This window comes from Thioalkalivibrio sulfidiphilus (assembly GCF_000377945.1).
GTDB classification, from domain to species: domain Bacteria; phylum Pseudomonadota; class Gammaproteobacteria; order Ectothiorhodospirales; family Ectothiorhodospiraceae; genus Thioalkalivibrio_A; species Thioalkalivibrio_A sulfidiphilus_A.
The window spans coordinates 74,806-89,929 of record NZ_KB898927.1; the positions used below are offsets into that span (position 1 = coordinate 74,806).

13 protein-coding genes are annotated in these 15,124 nt (G+C 66.7%); 5 read left to right on the forward strand and 8 right to left on the reverse strand.

Annotation, left to right across the window (positions count from 1 at the left end; all coding sequences use genetic code 11):
* Positions 1-18 precede the first annotated feature (18 nt).
* From D580_RS0104195 to epmB, 4 genes are all read right to left on the reverse strand, one after another.
* Positions 19-687, reverse strand: a complete 669-nt coding sequence (locus D580_RS0104195) for a class II aldolase/adducin family protein (protein ID WP_018953182.1) — start codon at positions 685-687, stop codon at positions 19-21.
* Positions 688-694: 7 nt separating this feature from the next.
* Positions 695-2,779 (reverse strand): EAL domain-containing protein, encoded by a 2,085-nt coding sequence (locus D580_RS0104200; RefSeq protein WP_018953183.1) that lies wholly within the window; start codon positions 2,777-2,779, stop codon positions 695-697.
* Positions 2,780-2,912: 133 nt separating this feature from the next.
* A complete protein-coding gene (locus D580_RS0104205) occupies positions 2,913-4,700 on the reverse strand; it encodes a hypothetical protein (RefSeq protein ID WP_018953184.1) in 1,788 nt (595 codons plus the stop codon).
* Between the two features lie 95 nt (positions 4,701-4,795).
* Positions 4,796-5,854 carry an EF-P beta-lysylation protein EpmB gene (gene epmB, locus D580_RS0104210; protein ID WP_026289698.1) on the reverse strand — a complete coding sequence of 353 codons (1,059 nt, stop codon included), beginning with the start codon at positions 5,852-5,854 and terminating at the stop codon, positions 4,796-4,798.
* A 65-nt stretch (positions 5,855-5,919) separates the two neighbouring features.
* Here epmB and efp point away from each other — a divergent pair, with 65 nt between their 5' ends.
* The gene (efp, locus tag D580_RS0104215; RefSeq protein WP_018953186.1) at positions 5,920-6,483 is read left to right on the forward strand and encodes an elongation factor P; all 564 of its coding nucleotides are present in this window, start codon (positions 5,920-5,922) and stop codon (positions 6,481-6,483) included.
* 13 nt (positions 6,484-6,496) lie between these two features.
* Entirely contained in the window at positions 6,497-7,453 is a 957-nt protein-coding gene (epmA, locus tag D580_RS0104220) for an EF-P lysine aminoacylase EpmA (protein WP_018953187.1), read from the forward strand.
* Between the two features lie 66 nt (positions 7,454-7,519).
* On the opposite strand, the gene asd is transcribed toward epmA, so the two are convergent.
* The gene (gene asd / locus D580_RS0104225; RefSeq protein WP_018953188.1) at positions 7,520-8,401 is read right to left on the reverse strand and encodes an archaetidylserine decarboxylase; all 882 of its coding nucleotides are present in this window, start codon (positions 8,399-8,401) and stop codon (positions 7,520-7,522) included.
* A 1-nt stretch (position 8,402) separates the two neighbouring features.
* The gene (locus tag D580_RS0104230; protein WP_018953189.1) at positions 8,403-9,065 is read right to left on the reverse strand and encodes an SCO family protein; all 663 of its coding nucleotides are present in this window, start codon (positions 9,063-9,065) and stop codon (positions 8,403-8,405) included.
* A 41-nt stretch (positions 9,066-9,106) separates the two neighbouring features.
* Between D580_RS0104230 and prmB the strand changes: the two genes are divergently transcribed.
* Together prmB and hemN are read left to right on the forward strand one after the other, a co-directional pair.
* Positions 9,107-10,030 carry a 50S ribosomal protein L3 N(5)-glutamine methyltransferase gene (gene prmB / locus D580_RS0104235; RefSeq protein ID WP_018953190.1) on the forward strand — a complete coding sequence of 308 codons (924 nt, stop codon included), beginning with the start codon at positions 9,107-9,109 and terminating at the stop codon, positions 10,028-10,030.
* 171 nt (positions 10,031-10,201) lie between these two features.
* Positions 10,202-11,599 carry an oxygen-independent coproporphyrinogen III oxidase gene (gene hemN / locus D580_RS0104240; protein WP_018953191.1) on the forward strand — a complete coding sequence of 466 codons (1,398 nt, stop codon included), beginning with the start codon at positions 10,202-10,204 and terminating at the stop codon, positions 11,597-11,599.
* Between the two features lie 127 nt (positions 11,600-11,726).
* On the opposite strand, the gene D580_RS0104245 is transcribed toward hemN, so the two are convergent.
* Complete coding sequence (locus D580_RS0104245) at positions 11,727-12,995, reverse strand: TlpA disulfide reductase family protein (protein ID WP_018953192.1); 1,269 nt, start codon at positions 12,993-12,995, stop codon at positions 11,727-11,729.
* A gap of 83 nt (positions 12,996-13,078) precedes the next feature.
* Positions 13,079-13,936: an amidohydrolase family protein gene (locus tag D580_RS0104250; RefSeq protein ID WP_018953193.1), complete on the reverse strand. Its 858-nt coding sequence runs from the start codon at positions 13,934-13,936 to the stop codon at positions 13,079-13,081.
* Between the two features lie 73 nt (positions 13,937-14,009).
* Between D580_RS0104250 and aroC the strand changes: the two genes are divergently transcribed.
* Entirely contained in the window at positions 14,010-15,110 is a 1,101-nt protein-coding gene (gene aroC / locus D580_RS0104255; RefSeq protein ID WP_026289701.1) for a chorismate synthase, read from the forward strand.
* Positions 15,111-15,124: the final 14 nt, after the last annotated feature.

The following is a 15,124-nucleotide window of genomic DNA, read 5'->3' on the forward strand; positions in this document are numbered from 1 at the left end:
GGTGGTGAGATATGCGGGCTAGTCTTTTACATCGTACTTCGGGCCGTAGTCGGCGAACTGCGCCATCACCTCGTCCATCTCCGCATCGCTCAGCAGCACCGGCTCCCCCAGCTGGCAGGCGCGCCAGTACTGTTCGCAGAGCTTCTCCACGGTGAGCGAGAGACTCACCGCCTCCTCCAGGGTTTTCCCCACCGTGACCATGCCGTGGCTGGCCAGCAGGCAGGCCTTGCGGTCCTGCAGGGCCTCCACGGCTGCCCGGGCAAGGGTGTCGGTGCCGAAGGTGGCGTAGCGGCTGCAGCGGATGTCCGGGCCGCCGGCCTGGGCGATCATGTAGTGGAAGGGCGGCAGGTCCCGGCGCAGGCAGGCGAGGGTGGTGGCAAACATGGAATGGGTGTGCACGACGGCATGGACCTCGGGGCGGGCATCGAGGATAGCCCGGTGCAGGGGCCATTCGCTGGAAGGGCGCCCGTCCCGGGCGTGGTTGTCGCGATCCAGCAGGACCAGGCGTTGCGGTGTGAGCCGTTCCCAGGGGAGTCCGGAGGGGGTGATGAGCAGGCCCTCACCCAGGCGCAGGCTGAGATTGCCTTCTGCCTCCTGGTTGAGTCCCGCCCGGTACAGGGCGAGTCCCGCCCGGGTCAGCGCCTCCCGGGCCTGGGTCTCGTCGCTGGATGGTTCGGGTGCGGACACCGGACCGTCAGCTCATGGAGGTGAAGTCGTACTCGAGCTTCTCCGAGGGTGCCTGCAGGAAGTTGCCCTGGATGTAGTTCACGCCGATGCCCCACAGGATGGACAGCCCCGTGGCGTCCTCCACGTGCTGGGCGATCACCAGCTTGTTCTGGCCGTGCGCTCCGTCGGTGAGCTGGCGGATGCTTTCCTGGTTCTCTTCGCTGCTGCTCAGTTTGTCCATGAAGCTGCTGTCGATCTTGAGGTAGTCGGCAGGCACGTGCTGCAGCAACTGGAAGGGGTTGAGGCCAGTGCCGAAATCGTCCAGCGCGAAGCGGCAGTGCAGGCCCTTGAGGCCCTTGACGAATTCCTTGGCGGGCTTGAGATGATTGACCACCGTGGTCTCCTTCATCTCGAACACCACGCACTCGGCGGGGATGCGCCGTTCCTTGAGCTGCTCCACGATCCACGGCAGCATGCCGGGTTCCTGCAGGGAACCGGCGGTGAGCTTGATGAAAAAGGTGGTCTCCTTGCCCTTCTTGCGCTGTTCCACCAGCTGATCCAGGGCGTGGCTGATGACCCAGCGATCCAGCACCTTGGCCATGTCGGTGCGCTCGGCGCTGGGCATGAACTCGGCCGCCGGGATCTCCTGGCCGTCTTCGCCGAGGAGGCGCATCAGCACCTCGTAGCGTTCGCCGGATTCTCCGTGCAGGCTGACCACCGGCTGGTAGAGCAGGCGCACCCTGTTCTTGCCGATGGCCTCGGTGATGCGGGCGATCCAGGACTCGTCCAGCTGTCGCTGGGTCATCTCGCCTTCCTTGGGCCTGTAGACAACCGCCTGGTTGCCGCCGGCGCGGCGGGCCTCCTCGCAGGCCTTCGCGGCACGGGACAGCAGCTCGTTGGCGCTTGGGGCGTTCTCGTCGATCTGGGTGATGCCAGCCGAGGCGGTGCAGGTGATGGAGCGGCTGTCCACCTCGCAGATCAGGGCGGCGATGTCCTTGAGCATGGTCTTGAGGAAGGCCTCGGCATCGGCCGTTTCCCAGTGGCTGGTGAGAATGGCGAAGGCCTCGCCGTCGAAGCGCGCCACCACGTCGTTCTGGCCGCAGTGTTTCTCCAGGATCTTGCCCACGTCACTGAGCACCAGGTCGCTGCCGGCGACCCCCACCTGGTCGCGGATCTCCTGGAACTTGTCGATCTGCAGTTCCACCAGGGCGGCATTGCCCTTGCCCTGGGTGGCTTGGCCCAGGGCGGATTCCAGGCGTTCCATGAAGTACTGGCGATTGTACAGGCCGGTGACCAGGTCGCGCTGGGCCAGGTAGTTGAGCTGCTGCTCCAGCTCCTTGGTGTTGGCCTGGCGGCGGATCAGGATCTGGGTGCAGGGTTCGCCATCGATGCTGGCGGGGGTGAATTCCATCTGCGCTGTGAAGGTCTCGCCGGCGGAGTTTTTGAGTTTGATCTCCACCGACTGGCCGGACTCGTTGCCCTCCGGGGCATGGTCGTAGTTGCGCAGGAATTCCTTCAGGGTGCCCTGATCCTCTTTGGCCACCATGTCCATGATGGGCATGCCTTCCAGGTCGTCGGGATCGGTGTAGGCAAACAGCTCCAGGTAAGACCGGTTGGCGTAGATGTGCATGCCGTCATGCACGTAGGCGATGGCATCGCGGGAGCTATCCAGGAGGTTTTTGCAGCGCCGCTCGGCCTCGCGCAGGGAGGATTCCTGGGTCTTGAGCTGGCGCCAGTGGCGCTGGGCCTCGGCGGCGCGTGCCACCACCAGTTTGAGATGGTCCGGGCGATCCTTGCGTACCATGTCGTGGGCGCCAAGGGCGAGGCAGTCCACGATGTCGTGGTTGGCGTCGTTGGCAACCGCGATCACCGGCACGTGCCTGCCCATGTCGCGGATGCCGCTCATCACTTGCTCGAGACTCAGTTCCGGTTCGGAGTCCAGGGTACAGAGCACCACGTCGGGGGCGTGTTTCTGGAGCTTTTCCAGGAGCTCGTCCTGGTCTTCGGCCCGTTCGGGCCTGACGGCGAAACCGGCCGACTTGATGGTGCTGATCATCATCTCGGCGTCGTTCAGGTCACGCTCGATGATCAGCAGGCGGAGAAGGTTTTCCATGTGCGACGTGGGCTCCCGTGTATCCATTTGGCGCGCAGAGAGCCATTGTGCCGTAGACCGGCCATGCTGTGCCAGCTTCCCGGGCTGGCGGCGACGCGCAATCCCTGCGCTTGCGGGGGACCACCAGTGCGGACTAGATCAGGGTCCAGACCTTGTCGAAGGTGTCGCCGCCCGAGGAGACTTCGGGGGAGGCTTGCTCGACGCTGCCGAGGCTCGTGTAGCGGAACTGGGTGAACAGGCTGGTGTGCTCGCCCTGGCTTGAGAGCTTCACGCGCAGGGCACGGCCCGCCAGGTTGACGATGACCTGGTCGCCGAGACGGAAGCGTCGCGTGGGGGCCAGCAGGCTGGGCGGCTGCTGGATGGTCTTGATGGCCGGCAGCAGCAGGGCCTCCACCGGGTCGCCGCTGGGCTGACCCATGTGGGCGTGTTCCAGGGTGATGAGCAGTGTCTTGGGCGCCAGGACCTGAACACCGATCTCCAGGCCCTGTTCCCCCTTGTTGAGCATCCAGCGGATCACGCCCACGCGCCACTGGTAGTGGCTGCCTTCCTTTTCCCGTAGACCGATGAGTTCACCCACCTGGGCGCGGGTGGGTTGCTGCCCCGGCCAGCGCAGGCAGAAGCCGCCGGCACTGGCGTTGAGCACCTGCCAGGTCTCGGCCTCGGCATGGCTCAGGCCGATGGCGCGGATGGTCGCGGGCCTGGCCTTCTCGGACAGGTATGACTCGGTGACCACGTTGCCGCGACCCACCATGTCCCAGGCGTCGGCGCCACCCAGGGCGTCCTGTTTGGCCAGGAACTGGCCTTCGCGATCCGCCCTGTGCACGTCGGAGATGGGCTGCAGGCTCAGATCGCCGAACTGTGCGGGCTTGTCCTTGGGCCCGTAGACCTGTTCCTGTTCCTCGCTGATGGCGATGTGGATGTTGGTCAGACCCATGGTGACGTTCATGTCGTCGTCCCGCTGGGCGCGGCTGAAACGGCGCTTGCTGCTGCGGGTCCAGATGTCCAGCAGACGGCGCATGAGATCGGTGCTCATGTCCGTGGCCCGGGGTTTGCCGCCGTGCTGCAGGTGCTCGCGGATCTCGTGGATCAGCGGGGTCAGGTTGAACAGGCGCACCTGGGGGCCTTCGGGCAGCTCGGCGATGTTCACGTGCACCGGGCCCCGGTCACCGCTCAAGTCCGTGAGGGTGACGCCGTTGGCGCTGTCGGGCATCGGGGTCGAGACGATGATCGCCGAATGCACGGCGGCCTGCAGGTAGTCATTGAGCTTGTCCACCTCGCCCTGGCGCAGGGCGGGCGGGCGGCTCAGACCCAGCACGCACAGGCGGATGTAGGCATCGCTCACCGTGCCCCGGTCCCGCTGGTGCAGCTCGTCATCGGGTACAGGCGTTTCATGCACGCCGTGTTTTTCGGCGATGGCGAAGAGCTCGTGGATGTCGTGCCAGACGCCCTGGCCGACGGGGGTGTAGAGACGCCAGGCATGGATGACGCCGTCACCGGTGTGGCGCAAGGCACGGTAGCAGGCCAGGCCGAGCCATTTCTGGATCTGGCGCTTGTGTGCGCCCTGGACCAGATCGACGATCGCCAGCCGGTAGCCCCGCCCCAGTTCCACCAGCAGGACCCGGTTGAGGTCGGCGATGCGCCGGCTTTTCTCCGGCAGGGGCAGGGTGCGGTTGTGAAAGTGGCGACTGAGGTGGGCCAGGATCACCTTGGCCGTGGGGCGCAGGGTCTCCATCAGCTCCAGGCGGTCCACGGGGGACAGTTCGGCCTTGTTCAGGCTGCGCAGACCTTCATAGAACTGCCGTGTGGCCTCACCCATGTTCACCATGGGCAAGGCCTCCAGCCAGCGTCGCAGTTTGCTCGGCTGGGTCGGGATTCCATCCGGTGTGGTGGTGGCCTTGAAGCCGGGCAGTCTGAACAGCATTCGGTGATTCCGTTGTGTGACCTACACCGTAGATCAGGAATTCTGTGAACTGGTTCAATATTCTATAGCAGCTACCCGAATTTTTTCATGAATTTTCAGATGGACGAGGAATCATCTCGAGACAGGGGCGACTTCGCATCCTGTCCCGGAATCTCCCGCACCAGCCTGGGCACCAGGTAGCCGGGCAGACGCGCCCTGAGCCCGTGGTGCAGGCGCAGCGCCCGATCGACATCCACCTGGAAATGGGATGCGCCGCGCACCGGATCCAGCTGGTGCAGGTAGTAGGGCATCACGCCGGTGGCAGACAGGGTTTCGCTCAAGTCCGCCAGGGTGTCCACGTCGTCATTCACGCCGCGCAGCAGCACGGACTGGTTGAGCAGGCCTACCCCGGCCCGCGCGAGCCGGGCCAGGGCCTCACGCACGGGCCCGTGGATCTCCCTGGCGTGATTGGCATGTATCACCAGGACGGTCTGGAAACGCCCGGGACGCAGCCAGGCCAGCAGGTCTTCGTCCACCCGCTCCGGCAGGATCACCGGCTGGCGGCTGTGCACCCGCAGGCGCCGCACATGGGGGATCTCCCCCAGGACGCCGGCAAGGCCCGAGAGGCGCTCGTCGGACAGGGACAGGGGGTCACCGCCGCTCAGGATCACCTCGTGGATGGAATCGTCGCCCGCGATGTAGTCCAGTGCCGCCTGCCACTCGCCCCGGGCGGGATTGGCCTCGCCGTAGGGGAAGTGGCGGCGAAAACAGTAGCGGCAGTGCACCGCGCAGGCGCCGGTGGTCACCAGCAACACCCGGCCCCGGTACTTGTGCAGCAGACCCGGTGCCACCATGGCGGCGCCGTCGCCCACCGGATCCTCCACGAATCCGGGGACGTCGTGGCATTCCGCGTCCAGGGGCAGGACCTGGCGCAGCAGCGGGTCGTTCGGGTCGCCGGGGCGCATGCGCGCCAGGTAGCCCTCGGGGACCCGCAGGCGGAACAGTTGCGCGGCGCGGCGTGCCGCGGGCAGCAGGGCGGGGTCCAGGCCCAGACGCCGGATCAGCACCTCGGGGTCCGTGATGGCAGCGGCCTGCAGGCGCTGCCAGGGGCGCGCCTGGCCCGGGTTTGCCTGCTCTGGGGGCACCTGTCTTGCTGGCATTGTTCGGGTTATCATACGCGGCTTGATTTTCCTGACTTTATCCGGAGCCTCGCTCCGCCTCCCGAAGAGACACACCACTTATGGCGAACTACAGCACCAGCGAATTCAAGAGCGGCCTGAAGATCCTGATGGATGGCGATCCCTACGTCATCATCGAGAACGAGTTCGTCAAGCCCGGCAAGGGCCAGGCCTTCAACCGCGTCAAGGTGCGCAATCTCAAGACCGGCCGGGTGCTGGAAAAGACCTTCAAGTCGGGGGATTCCGTGGAGGCCGCCGACGTGATGGATACCAACATGCAGTACCTCTACACCGACGGCGAATTCTGGCATTTCATGGTACCAGATACCTTCGAGCAGCACGCCGCCGGCGAGGCCGCCGTGGCCGATGCCATCAAGTGGCTCAAGGAACAGGACATGTGCGTCGTGACCCTGTGGAACGGCGTGCCCCTGGCCGTGAGCCCGCCCAACTTCGTGGAGCTGACCATCACCCAGTGCGACCCCGGCGTGCGCGGTGATACCGCCCAGGGCGGCACCAAGCCGGCGACCCTGGAGACCGGCGCCGTGGTCAAGGTGCCGTTGTTCGTGGAAGAGGGCGAGAAGGTGCGCGTGGACACCCGCACCGGCGAATACGTCTCCCGCGTCTGAGCCCCATCCCCCGGTGAGCGAGGACTGGTATCCCGGGGCATCGCCGGACCTGCTGCGCGCACGGGCGGCGATGCTCGCCGGGATACGCGCCTTCTTCGCCGGGCGCGGCGTGCTGGAGGTGGAGACCCCCATGCTCTCCCGGGCCGCCGCCACCGATCCTGCCCTGGAAAGCCTGGTGGCCGGCACCGATACCGGGTACCGTTACCTTCACACCTCGCCCGAATTTCCCATGAAGCGCCTGCTGGCGGCGGGCAGCGGTGACATCTACCAGATCGCCCGGGTGTTTCGCGCCGGCGAGGCGGGGCGCTACCACAACCCCGAGTTCAGCCTGCTGGAGTGGTACCGGCTGGGTTTCGACGAGCACCGGCTCATGGACGAAGTGGAGGCCCTGGTGCGAGGGCTGGCCGCTGCAAACGATCCCGGCCCTGCCGAGCGCCTGGATTACGCCGAGGCCTTTCGTCGCCATGCCGGGCTCGATCCCTTTGCGGCCACGGTCGCTGAACTGTCCGCCTGCGCGGCAGACCATGGCATCGTCTTCTCCGGCGAACTGGACCGGGACGGCTGGCTGGACCTGCTCATGAGCCAGGTGGTGGCGCCGGGCCTTCCCGCCGGGCGCCTGACCTTCATCCACGGCTACCCCGCCAGCCAGGCGGCGCTCGCCCGCCTGCGCCCTGGTGATCCGCCCACCGCGGCCCGCTTCGAACTGCACTGGGGCTCCCTGGAACTGGCCAACGGTTTCCACGAACTGAGCGACGCCGACGAACAGGCGGCCCGTTTTGCACGGGATCTGGAGATCCGTCAGGCGCGGGGTCTGCCCGAGGTGCCCGTGGACCGGCACCTGCTGGCGGCCCTGCAAGCGGGCCTGCCCGACTGCGCTGGCGTGGCCCTGGGCCTGGACCGGCTGCTCATGTGCCTGACCGGCGCCACACACATCGACCAGGTGCTGGCCTTCGCCTGGGACAAAGCGTAGCTGAAGTTAGAAGTGTGAATTGGGAAGTAGGAAGTGAACTGCTTCTAAAACTTCGCACTTCCCAATTCACACTTCGCCCTTGCTCTTCCACTTCCCCAGTGCCTGCCCCATCTTCACCCGCACCCCCGGCGCCAGCTCGGCGTTCCAGGTGAAGGGGCCCTCCGGCAGCAGCAGGATCACCGTGGAACCCAGGTTGAAGCGCCCCATCTCGGCGCCCCGGGCCAGCTGCACCGGGCGGTGGTCGTAGCGGGTGACGGTCAGGTCATGCTGCGGCGGGGTGATCTCGCCGGCCCACACCAGCTCGATGCTGCCCACGTTGATGGCGCCCACCATGATGGAGGCGAGCGGGCCCCGGTCGGTGTCGAACAGGCAGGCGACCCGCTCGTTGCGGGCGAACAGGTTGGGGATGGTGCGTACCGTGTGGGGCGCCACGGAGAACAACCGGCCGGGCACGTAGACCGTCTCCAGCAGGCGCCCGGCGGCGGGCATGTGCACCCGGTGGTAGTCCCGGGGGGAGAGGTACAGGGTGATGAAGTGCCCGTTGCGGAAGGGATCCGCCCGCCGGGGGTCACCGCCCACCAGGACGTCCAGGCTGTATTCATGGCCCTTGGCCTGGAAGATGCGCCCGTCGTGGATGCGTCCCAGGGCGCTGACGGTGCTGTCGGCAGGGCTCAGCAGGGCCAGCGGGTCCGGGTCCAGGGGGCGGACCTCGGGTCGCAGGGCCCGGGTGAAGAAGGCGTTGAAGCTGGCGTAGGCCTCGGGGCGGGATTCCTGGGCCTCGCCCATGGTCACCCCGTAGTGACGGATGAACCAGCGCAGCACCGGGTTCTTGGCCCGGGTCTCCCAGCGGGCGAGGCGATGCACCAGCCGGGTGATGGCGTGATGGGGCAGCAGGTACAGGGGCAGGGACTTGAGCCAGTCAAGCCAGCGGGGCGGCACCTGGCTCATGTCAGCCGGGCCGATAGCGCTTGTGGATCTGCAGGAAGTCCGAGGCCAGGGTCTCGACCTGGTGGGGGGCGCTCAGCACCGCCTGGAACTCGCCCCGGGGGTTGATCAGGATGATGGAGGCGGAGTGATCCACCAGGTAATTGTCCGGGTCCCGGGGGTCTTCCGCCTTGCGGTGCAGGATGCCCATGGAGCGGGTCAGCGGGGTCAGTTGTTCCATGGGCCCGGTCACGCCGAGGAACTCCTGGTGGAAATAGGGCACGTAGGTCTTCAGGGCCTCGGGGGTGTCCCGCTCCGGATCCACGGACACGAACACCGCCCGGGGATCGGCGCTGGGATCGGCGCGCCGGATCTCCTCGAAGGTGCTGGCCAGCAGGGCCATGGTCATGGGGCAGATGTCGGGGCAGTAGGTGTAGCCGAAGAACAGGAAGGTCCACTGGTTCTCGAGAGACGCGCGGGTGAAGGGCTCACCGTTCATGTCCACCAGTTCGAACTCGGGCAGAGGACGGGGCTCAGGCAGCCAGGTGCCGCTTTGCAGCGTCAGCGGGCCACTTGTGGTGCCGTCCCGCTGCATCATGCCAACGCCAAGCCCGATGGCCAGCGCCACCACGCCCGCCACCACCAGCAGGACGATCTGCAGACTGCGATTGTTCTGTGTGGATGCCATGCGGGTATTATTCCACATCTTTTCCCGCACCGGCAGAGACCATGACCGACCCCAATCACATCCTGGGCCTGGAATCCATCCGCGACTTCATTCGCTGGGGCGCCAGCCGTTTCAACGAGGCGGGCCTGAGCTACGGTCACGGCACCGACAATGCCCTGGACGAGGCCGCCTGGCTGGTCCTGCACGCCCTGCATCTCGGCCACGACCTGCCGCCCGCGTATCTGGACGCGCGCCTGTCCCGGGAGGAACGCGCCCGGGTGGCGGACCTGCTGCTGCAGCGGGTCAGCACCCGCAAGCCCGCCGCCTACCTGATCCGCGAGGCCTGGTTCGCGGGCCTGTCCTTCTACGTGGACGAGCGGGTGCTGGTGCCCCGTTCGCCCATCGCGGAACTCATCGAACAGGGCTTCGCCCCCTGGATCGATCCGGAGCGGGTCGAGCGGGTGCTGGACCTGTGCACCGGCAGCGGCTGCATCGGCATCGCCTGCGCCCATGCCTTCCCCGACGCCCGGGTGGACCTGAGCGACATCTCCCCCGATGCCCTGGCCGTGGCCCGGGAGAACATCCGCCGTCACGGCGTGGGTGACCGGGTGCGCGCCATCCGCTCGGACCTGTTCGAGGGGCTAGCCGGCGAGCGCTACGACCTGATCGTCAGCAACCCGCCCTATGTGGACGCCGCCGACATGGCCGCGCTCACCCCCGAGTTCCGTCACGAGCCGGTGCTGGGCCTGGCCTCCGGCGAGGACGGTCTGGACGCCACCCTGCGCATCCTGCGAGATGCGCCCGAGCACCTGAACCCCGGCGGCATCCTGGTGGTGGAGGTGGGCAACAGCCAGGAAGCACTCATGGCGCGGTTCCCGGATGCGCCCTTCACTTGGCTCGAGTTCGAGCGGGGCGGGGCGGGGGTGTTTCTGGTCGGGGCCGAGGACCTGGTGGGATTGGGGGGAGAAGTGAGAAGTGGGAAGTGAGAAGTGCGAAGTGCGAGTAAGGTCTTCTCACTTCCTACTTCCCAATTCCCACTTCATACTTCACTTGGCACTTCCAAATTCACATTTCGCACTTCATCTTGACCTCGGTCATCTCCCGATCCGCCCGGTGGCGCTAGATTCCTAGCAGGCCAATCAGTCTTACCCCATGCCATGACCCAAGCCCCCATCCCCCAGAACGTGGATTTCGATGCGGACCTGATCCGCCGCTACGATACCGCCGGCCCCCGCTACACCTCCTACCCGACCGCGGTGCAGTTCCACGAGGGTTTTGCGGCCGAGCATTACCGGGCCCAGGCCGAGGCAAGCAACGCCTCCGGCCGGCCCCTGTCCCTGTACGTGCACATCCCCTTCTGCGATACGGTGTGCTACTACTGCGCCTGCAACAAGGTGGTCACCAAGGACCGCGGCCGCGCACGGCCCTACTTGGACCGGCTGTACCGGGAGATCGGCCTGCAGGCGGCGCTGTTCGACAACAGCCGGCCGGTGGAACAGCTGCACCTGGGCGGCGGCACGCCCACCTTCATCTCCCACGAGGAAATGGCGGAGCTGATGACCACCCTGTCCAGCCATTTCCAGCTGCTGGACGACGACACCGGCGAATACGGCATCGAGATCGATCCCCGGGAAGTGGGCGGGGATACCCTGGCCCTGCTGCGTCGCCTGGGCTTCAATCGCCTGAGTCTCGGGGTGCAGGATTTCGATCCCCGGGTACAGCGGGCGGTGAACCGCATCCAGCCCGCCTCCCAGACCCTGCATGTCCTGGAAGAGGCCCGGCAGGTGGGTTTCCGCTCCATCAGCGTGGACCTGATCTACGGCCTGCCGCTGCAGACCCCGGCGAGCTTCGCGGTCACCGTTGAGCGCATGATCGAGGCGGGGCCGGATCGCATTTCGGTGTTCAACTACGCCCACCTGCCGGAGCGCTTCAAGCCCCAGCGGCGCATCAACGAACGGGACCTGCCGTCCGCTTCGGACCGGCTCTTGATCCTTCAGCAGACCATCGCCCAGCTCACCGAGGCGGGCTATGTCTACATCGGCATGGACCACTTCGCCCGCCCCGACGATGAACTGGCAGTGGCCCAGCGGGAAGGGACCCTGTATCGAAACTTCCAGGGTTATTCGACCCACGCCCATTGCGATGTGATCGGCCTGGGCGTGACCAGCATCGGCATGGTGCAGGACTGCTACGCCCAGAATCACCACGACCTGGAGCGCTACTACGCGCGCATCGACGCCGGCGAACTGGCGGTGTTCCGGGGCGTGGAACTGGACGCGGACGACCGCCTGCGCCGGGACGTGATCACGGCGCTGATCTGCCACTTTCGTCTGGATTTTCGCGACGTGGAGGCACGCCACGGTATCGTGTTCGGGGATTACTTCGAGCGCGAACTGCAGGCGCTCGCGCCGATGCAGGCGGATGGTCTGATCGAGTTGAACGACGCCGGCATCCAGGTCAGTCCCAAGGGACGCCTCTTGATCCGCAACATCTGCATGGTGTTCGACCGCTACCTGCGCGAGTCCCGGGCGCAGCGGTATTCGAAGGTGATCTAGTCGAAGAACTCCGACGCAAAGACGCGAAGACGCAAAGGACGCAAGAGTTTTTTCTTCACAAAGACTTTCTTTGCGTCCTCTGCGTCTTCGCGTCTTTGCGTTGAAGGCTTTTGACCTTCATGGGAACTCACTGCCCCCCGCTATCCCGCGCCATCAGATCCTCGAACACCGCGATCACCTCCGGGTCCATCCATTCGATGGCGCCGAACAGGGCGTGGCTGATGCGGCCCTGCCGGTCGATCACGTAGCTGGTGGGATAGGCGAGCACGTTCCAGTTGCGCAGGGCCTGACCGGCCGGGTCCATGAGGATGGTGAAGTCCACGTTGATGCGTTCCAGGAAGGGCAGCACGGTGGCCTCGTCCTCGCCCAGGTTCACCGCCAGGATGGTGAACGGCCGCCCCTCGAAGCTGTCCTCCAGTCGCTGCATGGAGGGCATCTCGTGCACGCAGGGTGGACACCAGCTGGCCCAGAAGTTGATCAGCACCACCGTGCCCTCGTAATCGGCCAGGTCATGGGTCTTGCCGTCCAGGTCGGGCAGGACCAGGGACGGGGGCTCCGGGTTGCCGCGCCAGGGTTCCAGTCGCCGGTCCTGGCGGGTGGGGGTGGCGGTACGCGCCTCGCCGGGCAGGTCAACGGCCGCGCGCCGGGATTCCAGACCGCTCAACAGACGCAGGGCGGTGTCCAGTTCCACCGCGAAATGGGGCTTGAAAGCGTCCTCCGCCTCCAGGGTGTTGGGACGGAAGAAGAACCGGTCCCGCACGCGCGGCAGGGTACGCACGTAGACCTGGCTGCCGCCTTCCGCCAGCCGCTCGGCCATGGCCTTGAGCAGGGGGTACTGGGGGGAGAGGACCGGCTGGATCAGGTAAACGGGCAGGTTGGTGCCCCGGGTGATGGGCTGGAATTCCGCAGGTCGGTCATCCTCGGGAATGCCCGTGTGCAGGTAGGGGCTCATGAGCACCACGCCGCCCAGGCCTTCCCGGTCGGGTTCCTGAAGCTGCCATTCCCGCAGGCCGCTCAGCACCCAGGGGGCGGCCCGGTCGTTGCCGAACACGAACACCTGCTTGCCGGTTTCCTCCCGGGCCGCGTCGATCAGCCAGGGGATCAGGGCGTCGGGGATCCGGTCCAGACTGCTGGGGGTGTTGGGCAGGAAGTAGGCGCTAAAGGGGTCCGGCAGCCAGACCTCGACGCCCCGGGCCTGCAGGAATTCCGCCTGCTGGTGATGGCCGGCGAGCACGCCGTGCTCCGAGGGCAGCCAGATGAGCAGGCGCTCGCCCTCGGCCTCGTAGCGGGCCACGGGCAGTTCGGTGCCGTCCTCCAGGTCGAGGGTCATGGCGCCCGCAGCCAGGGGGAGGGTCAGGCACAGGCAGAGCAGCAGGAGAAATCCCGTCTTGTTCATGTCGAAATTGGGTGTTTTAGGAAACAGGGCAGGGAGTATGACGCCGGACAGGCCGGAGAATTCCCCTGAACGAATGCGCGAGTCTACCGCACTGACGACGCCAGCAGGCGTTCGGCATTGCGCCAGGCCAGGGCCTCGGCCAGCTCCGGGGGCAGCTGGCGCAGCCAGTGGCGGGTCTCGGCCACCAGTGCATCGAACTGGCGCCAGCGGTTGGGGCTGAAGGTGTCCATGCCCACCATGAAGCGGTCCGGGAAGCGCTCGAACAGCTCGGCCCACTCCGGGTCCAGCACCCCGTCCGGGGCGATGCGCTCGTTGCGCATGGACAGGTCCACGTACAGGTTCTCGAAGCGTTCCAGGTACAGGCCGATGAAAAACGGCACCGGCACGGTGCCCGCGTGGGCCCAGAGGAGGGTCACCCCGGGCGCGTGCTCGAACAGGCGCTCCACGACGCCGTGGTCGCCGTGTAGTTGCAGGATCAGGCCGCGCGCCTCGGCCAGCCGGGCCATGTGGCGGATCACCTCCGTGCCGGCGTGCTCCGAGAACAGGTGGAACTCGCCGATGCCCCGCCAGTGACCCCATTCCAGCCACTGTTCCAGCCAGGGGATCAGGTCCGGATCCGAGTGGTAGACGTGGCGATCCTCCCGGCTGCGGTAGGGCATGAGGAAGGGCACGATGCGCTCCGGCGCTGCCTCGTACAGGCGCTGGGTGGCTTCGTTGGGCCGGCTGGAGAACAGCGCCCGGGGCACGTGGTTGCGGTCGAGCTTGGCCAGGATCTCCTCGGGCGTCCAGAGTCCTGCCGCGCCGCCCACGTCCGGGCCGCTATAGTGCAGGTGGGTATCGAAGATGGGCAGGTCCGCGTCGGCGGCCAGGGCACCGGCGGTGCCTCCCAGGACGACCCAGAGGAGCATGCTGATCAGGGCGGTGCGCGTGGTGTATCTCATGGGCCCAGTTTACCGCCCCGGGACGTGCCGAATCACCCGCCCACACCCCGCGCCCTCTGCTACAATGCGCGCCATGTCAGGAAACAGCTTCGGAAAACTCTTCACCGTCACCAGCTTCGGCGAGAGCCATGGCCCGGCCATCGGCTGCATCGTGGACGGCTGTCCCCCGGGCATGGCCCTGTCCGAGGCGGATCTGCAGAACGATCTGGAACGCCGCCGTCCCGGCAAATCCCGGCACACCACCCAGCGCCGGGAGACCGACCAGGTGCGCATCCTCTCCGGCGTCTTCGAGGGGGTCACCACGGGCACGCCCATCGCGCTCATCATCGAGAACGTGGACCAGCGCTCCAAGGACTACGGCAACATCGCCGACCGCTTCCGCCCCGGGCACGCCGACTACACCTATTTCAAGAAATACGGCCTGCGGGACTACCGCGGCGGCGGGCGCAGCTCCGCGCGCGAGACCGCCATGCGGGTGGCCGCCGGCGCCATCGCCAAGAAATACCTGCGCGAGCGCTATGGCGTGGAGATCCGCGGCTATCTCGCCCAGCTGGGTCCCATCGCCATCGAGCACAAGGACTGGGACGCGGTCGAGACCAATCCCTTCTTCTGCCCGGACCCGGACAAGGTGGCGGAGCTTGAGGCCTACATGGACGCCCTGCGCAAGGAGGGCGATTCCGTGGGCGCCCGGGTCAACGTGGTGGCCACCGGCGTGCCGCCCGGCTGGGGCGAGCCCATCTTCGACCGCCTGGACGCGGACATCGCCCACGCCATGATGGCCATCAACGCGGTCAAGGGCGTGGAGATTGGTGATGGCTTCGCCTGTGTCGCCCAGAAGGGTACCGAGCACCGGGACGAGATGACCGCCGAGGGCTTTCTTTCCAACCACGCCGGCGGGACCCTGGGCGGCATCTCCAGCGGCCAGGACATCCGCGTGTCCATCGCGCTCAAGCCCACCTCCAGCATCCGCATCCCGGGCCGCTCCGTGAACGTCCACGGCGAGCCCGTGGAGGTCATCACCACCGGCCGTCACGACCCCTGCGTGGGCATCCGCGCCACCCCCATCGCCGAGGCGGCGCTGGCCATGGTGCTCATGGACCACGCCCTGCGCCACCGGGCCCAGTGCGGCGACGTGCAGACCGACATGCCGGATATTCCGGGAACAACACCTTGAACAGCTGACCGCGA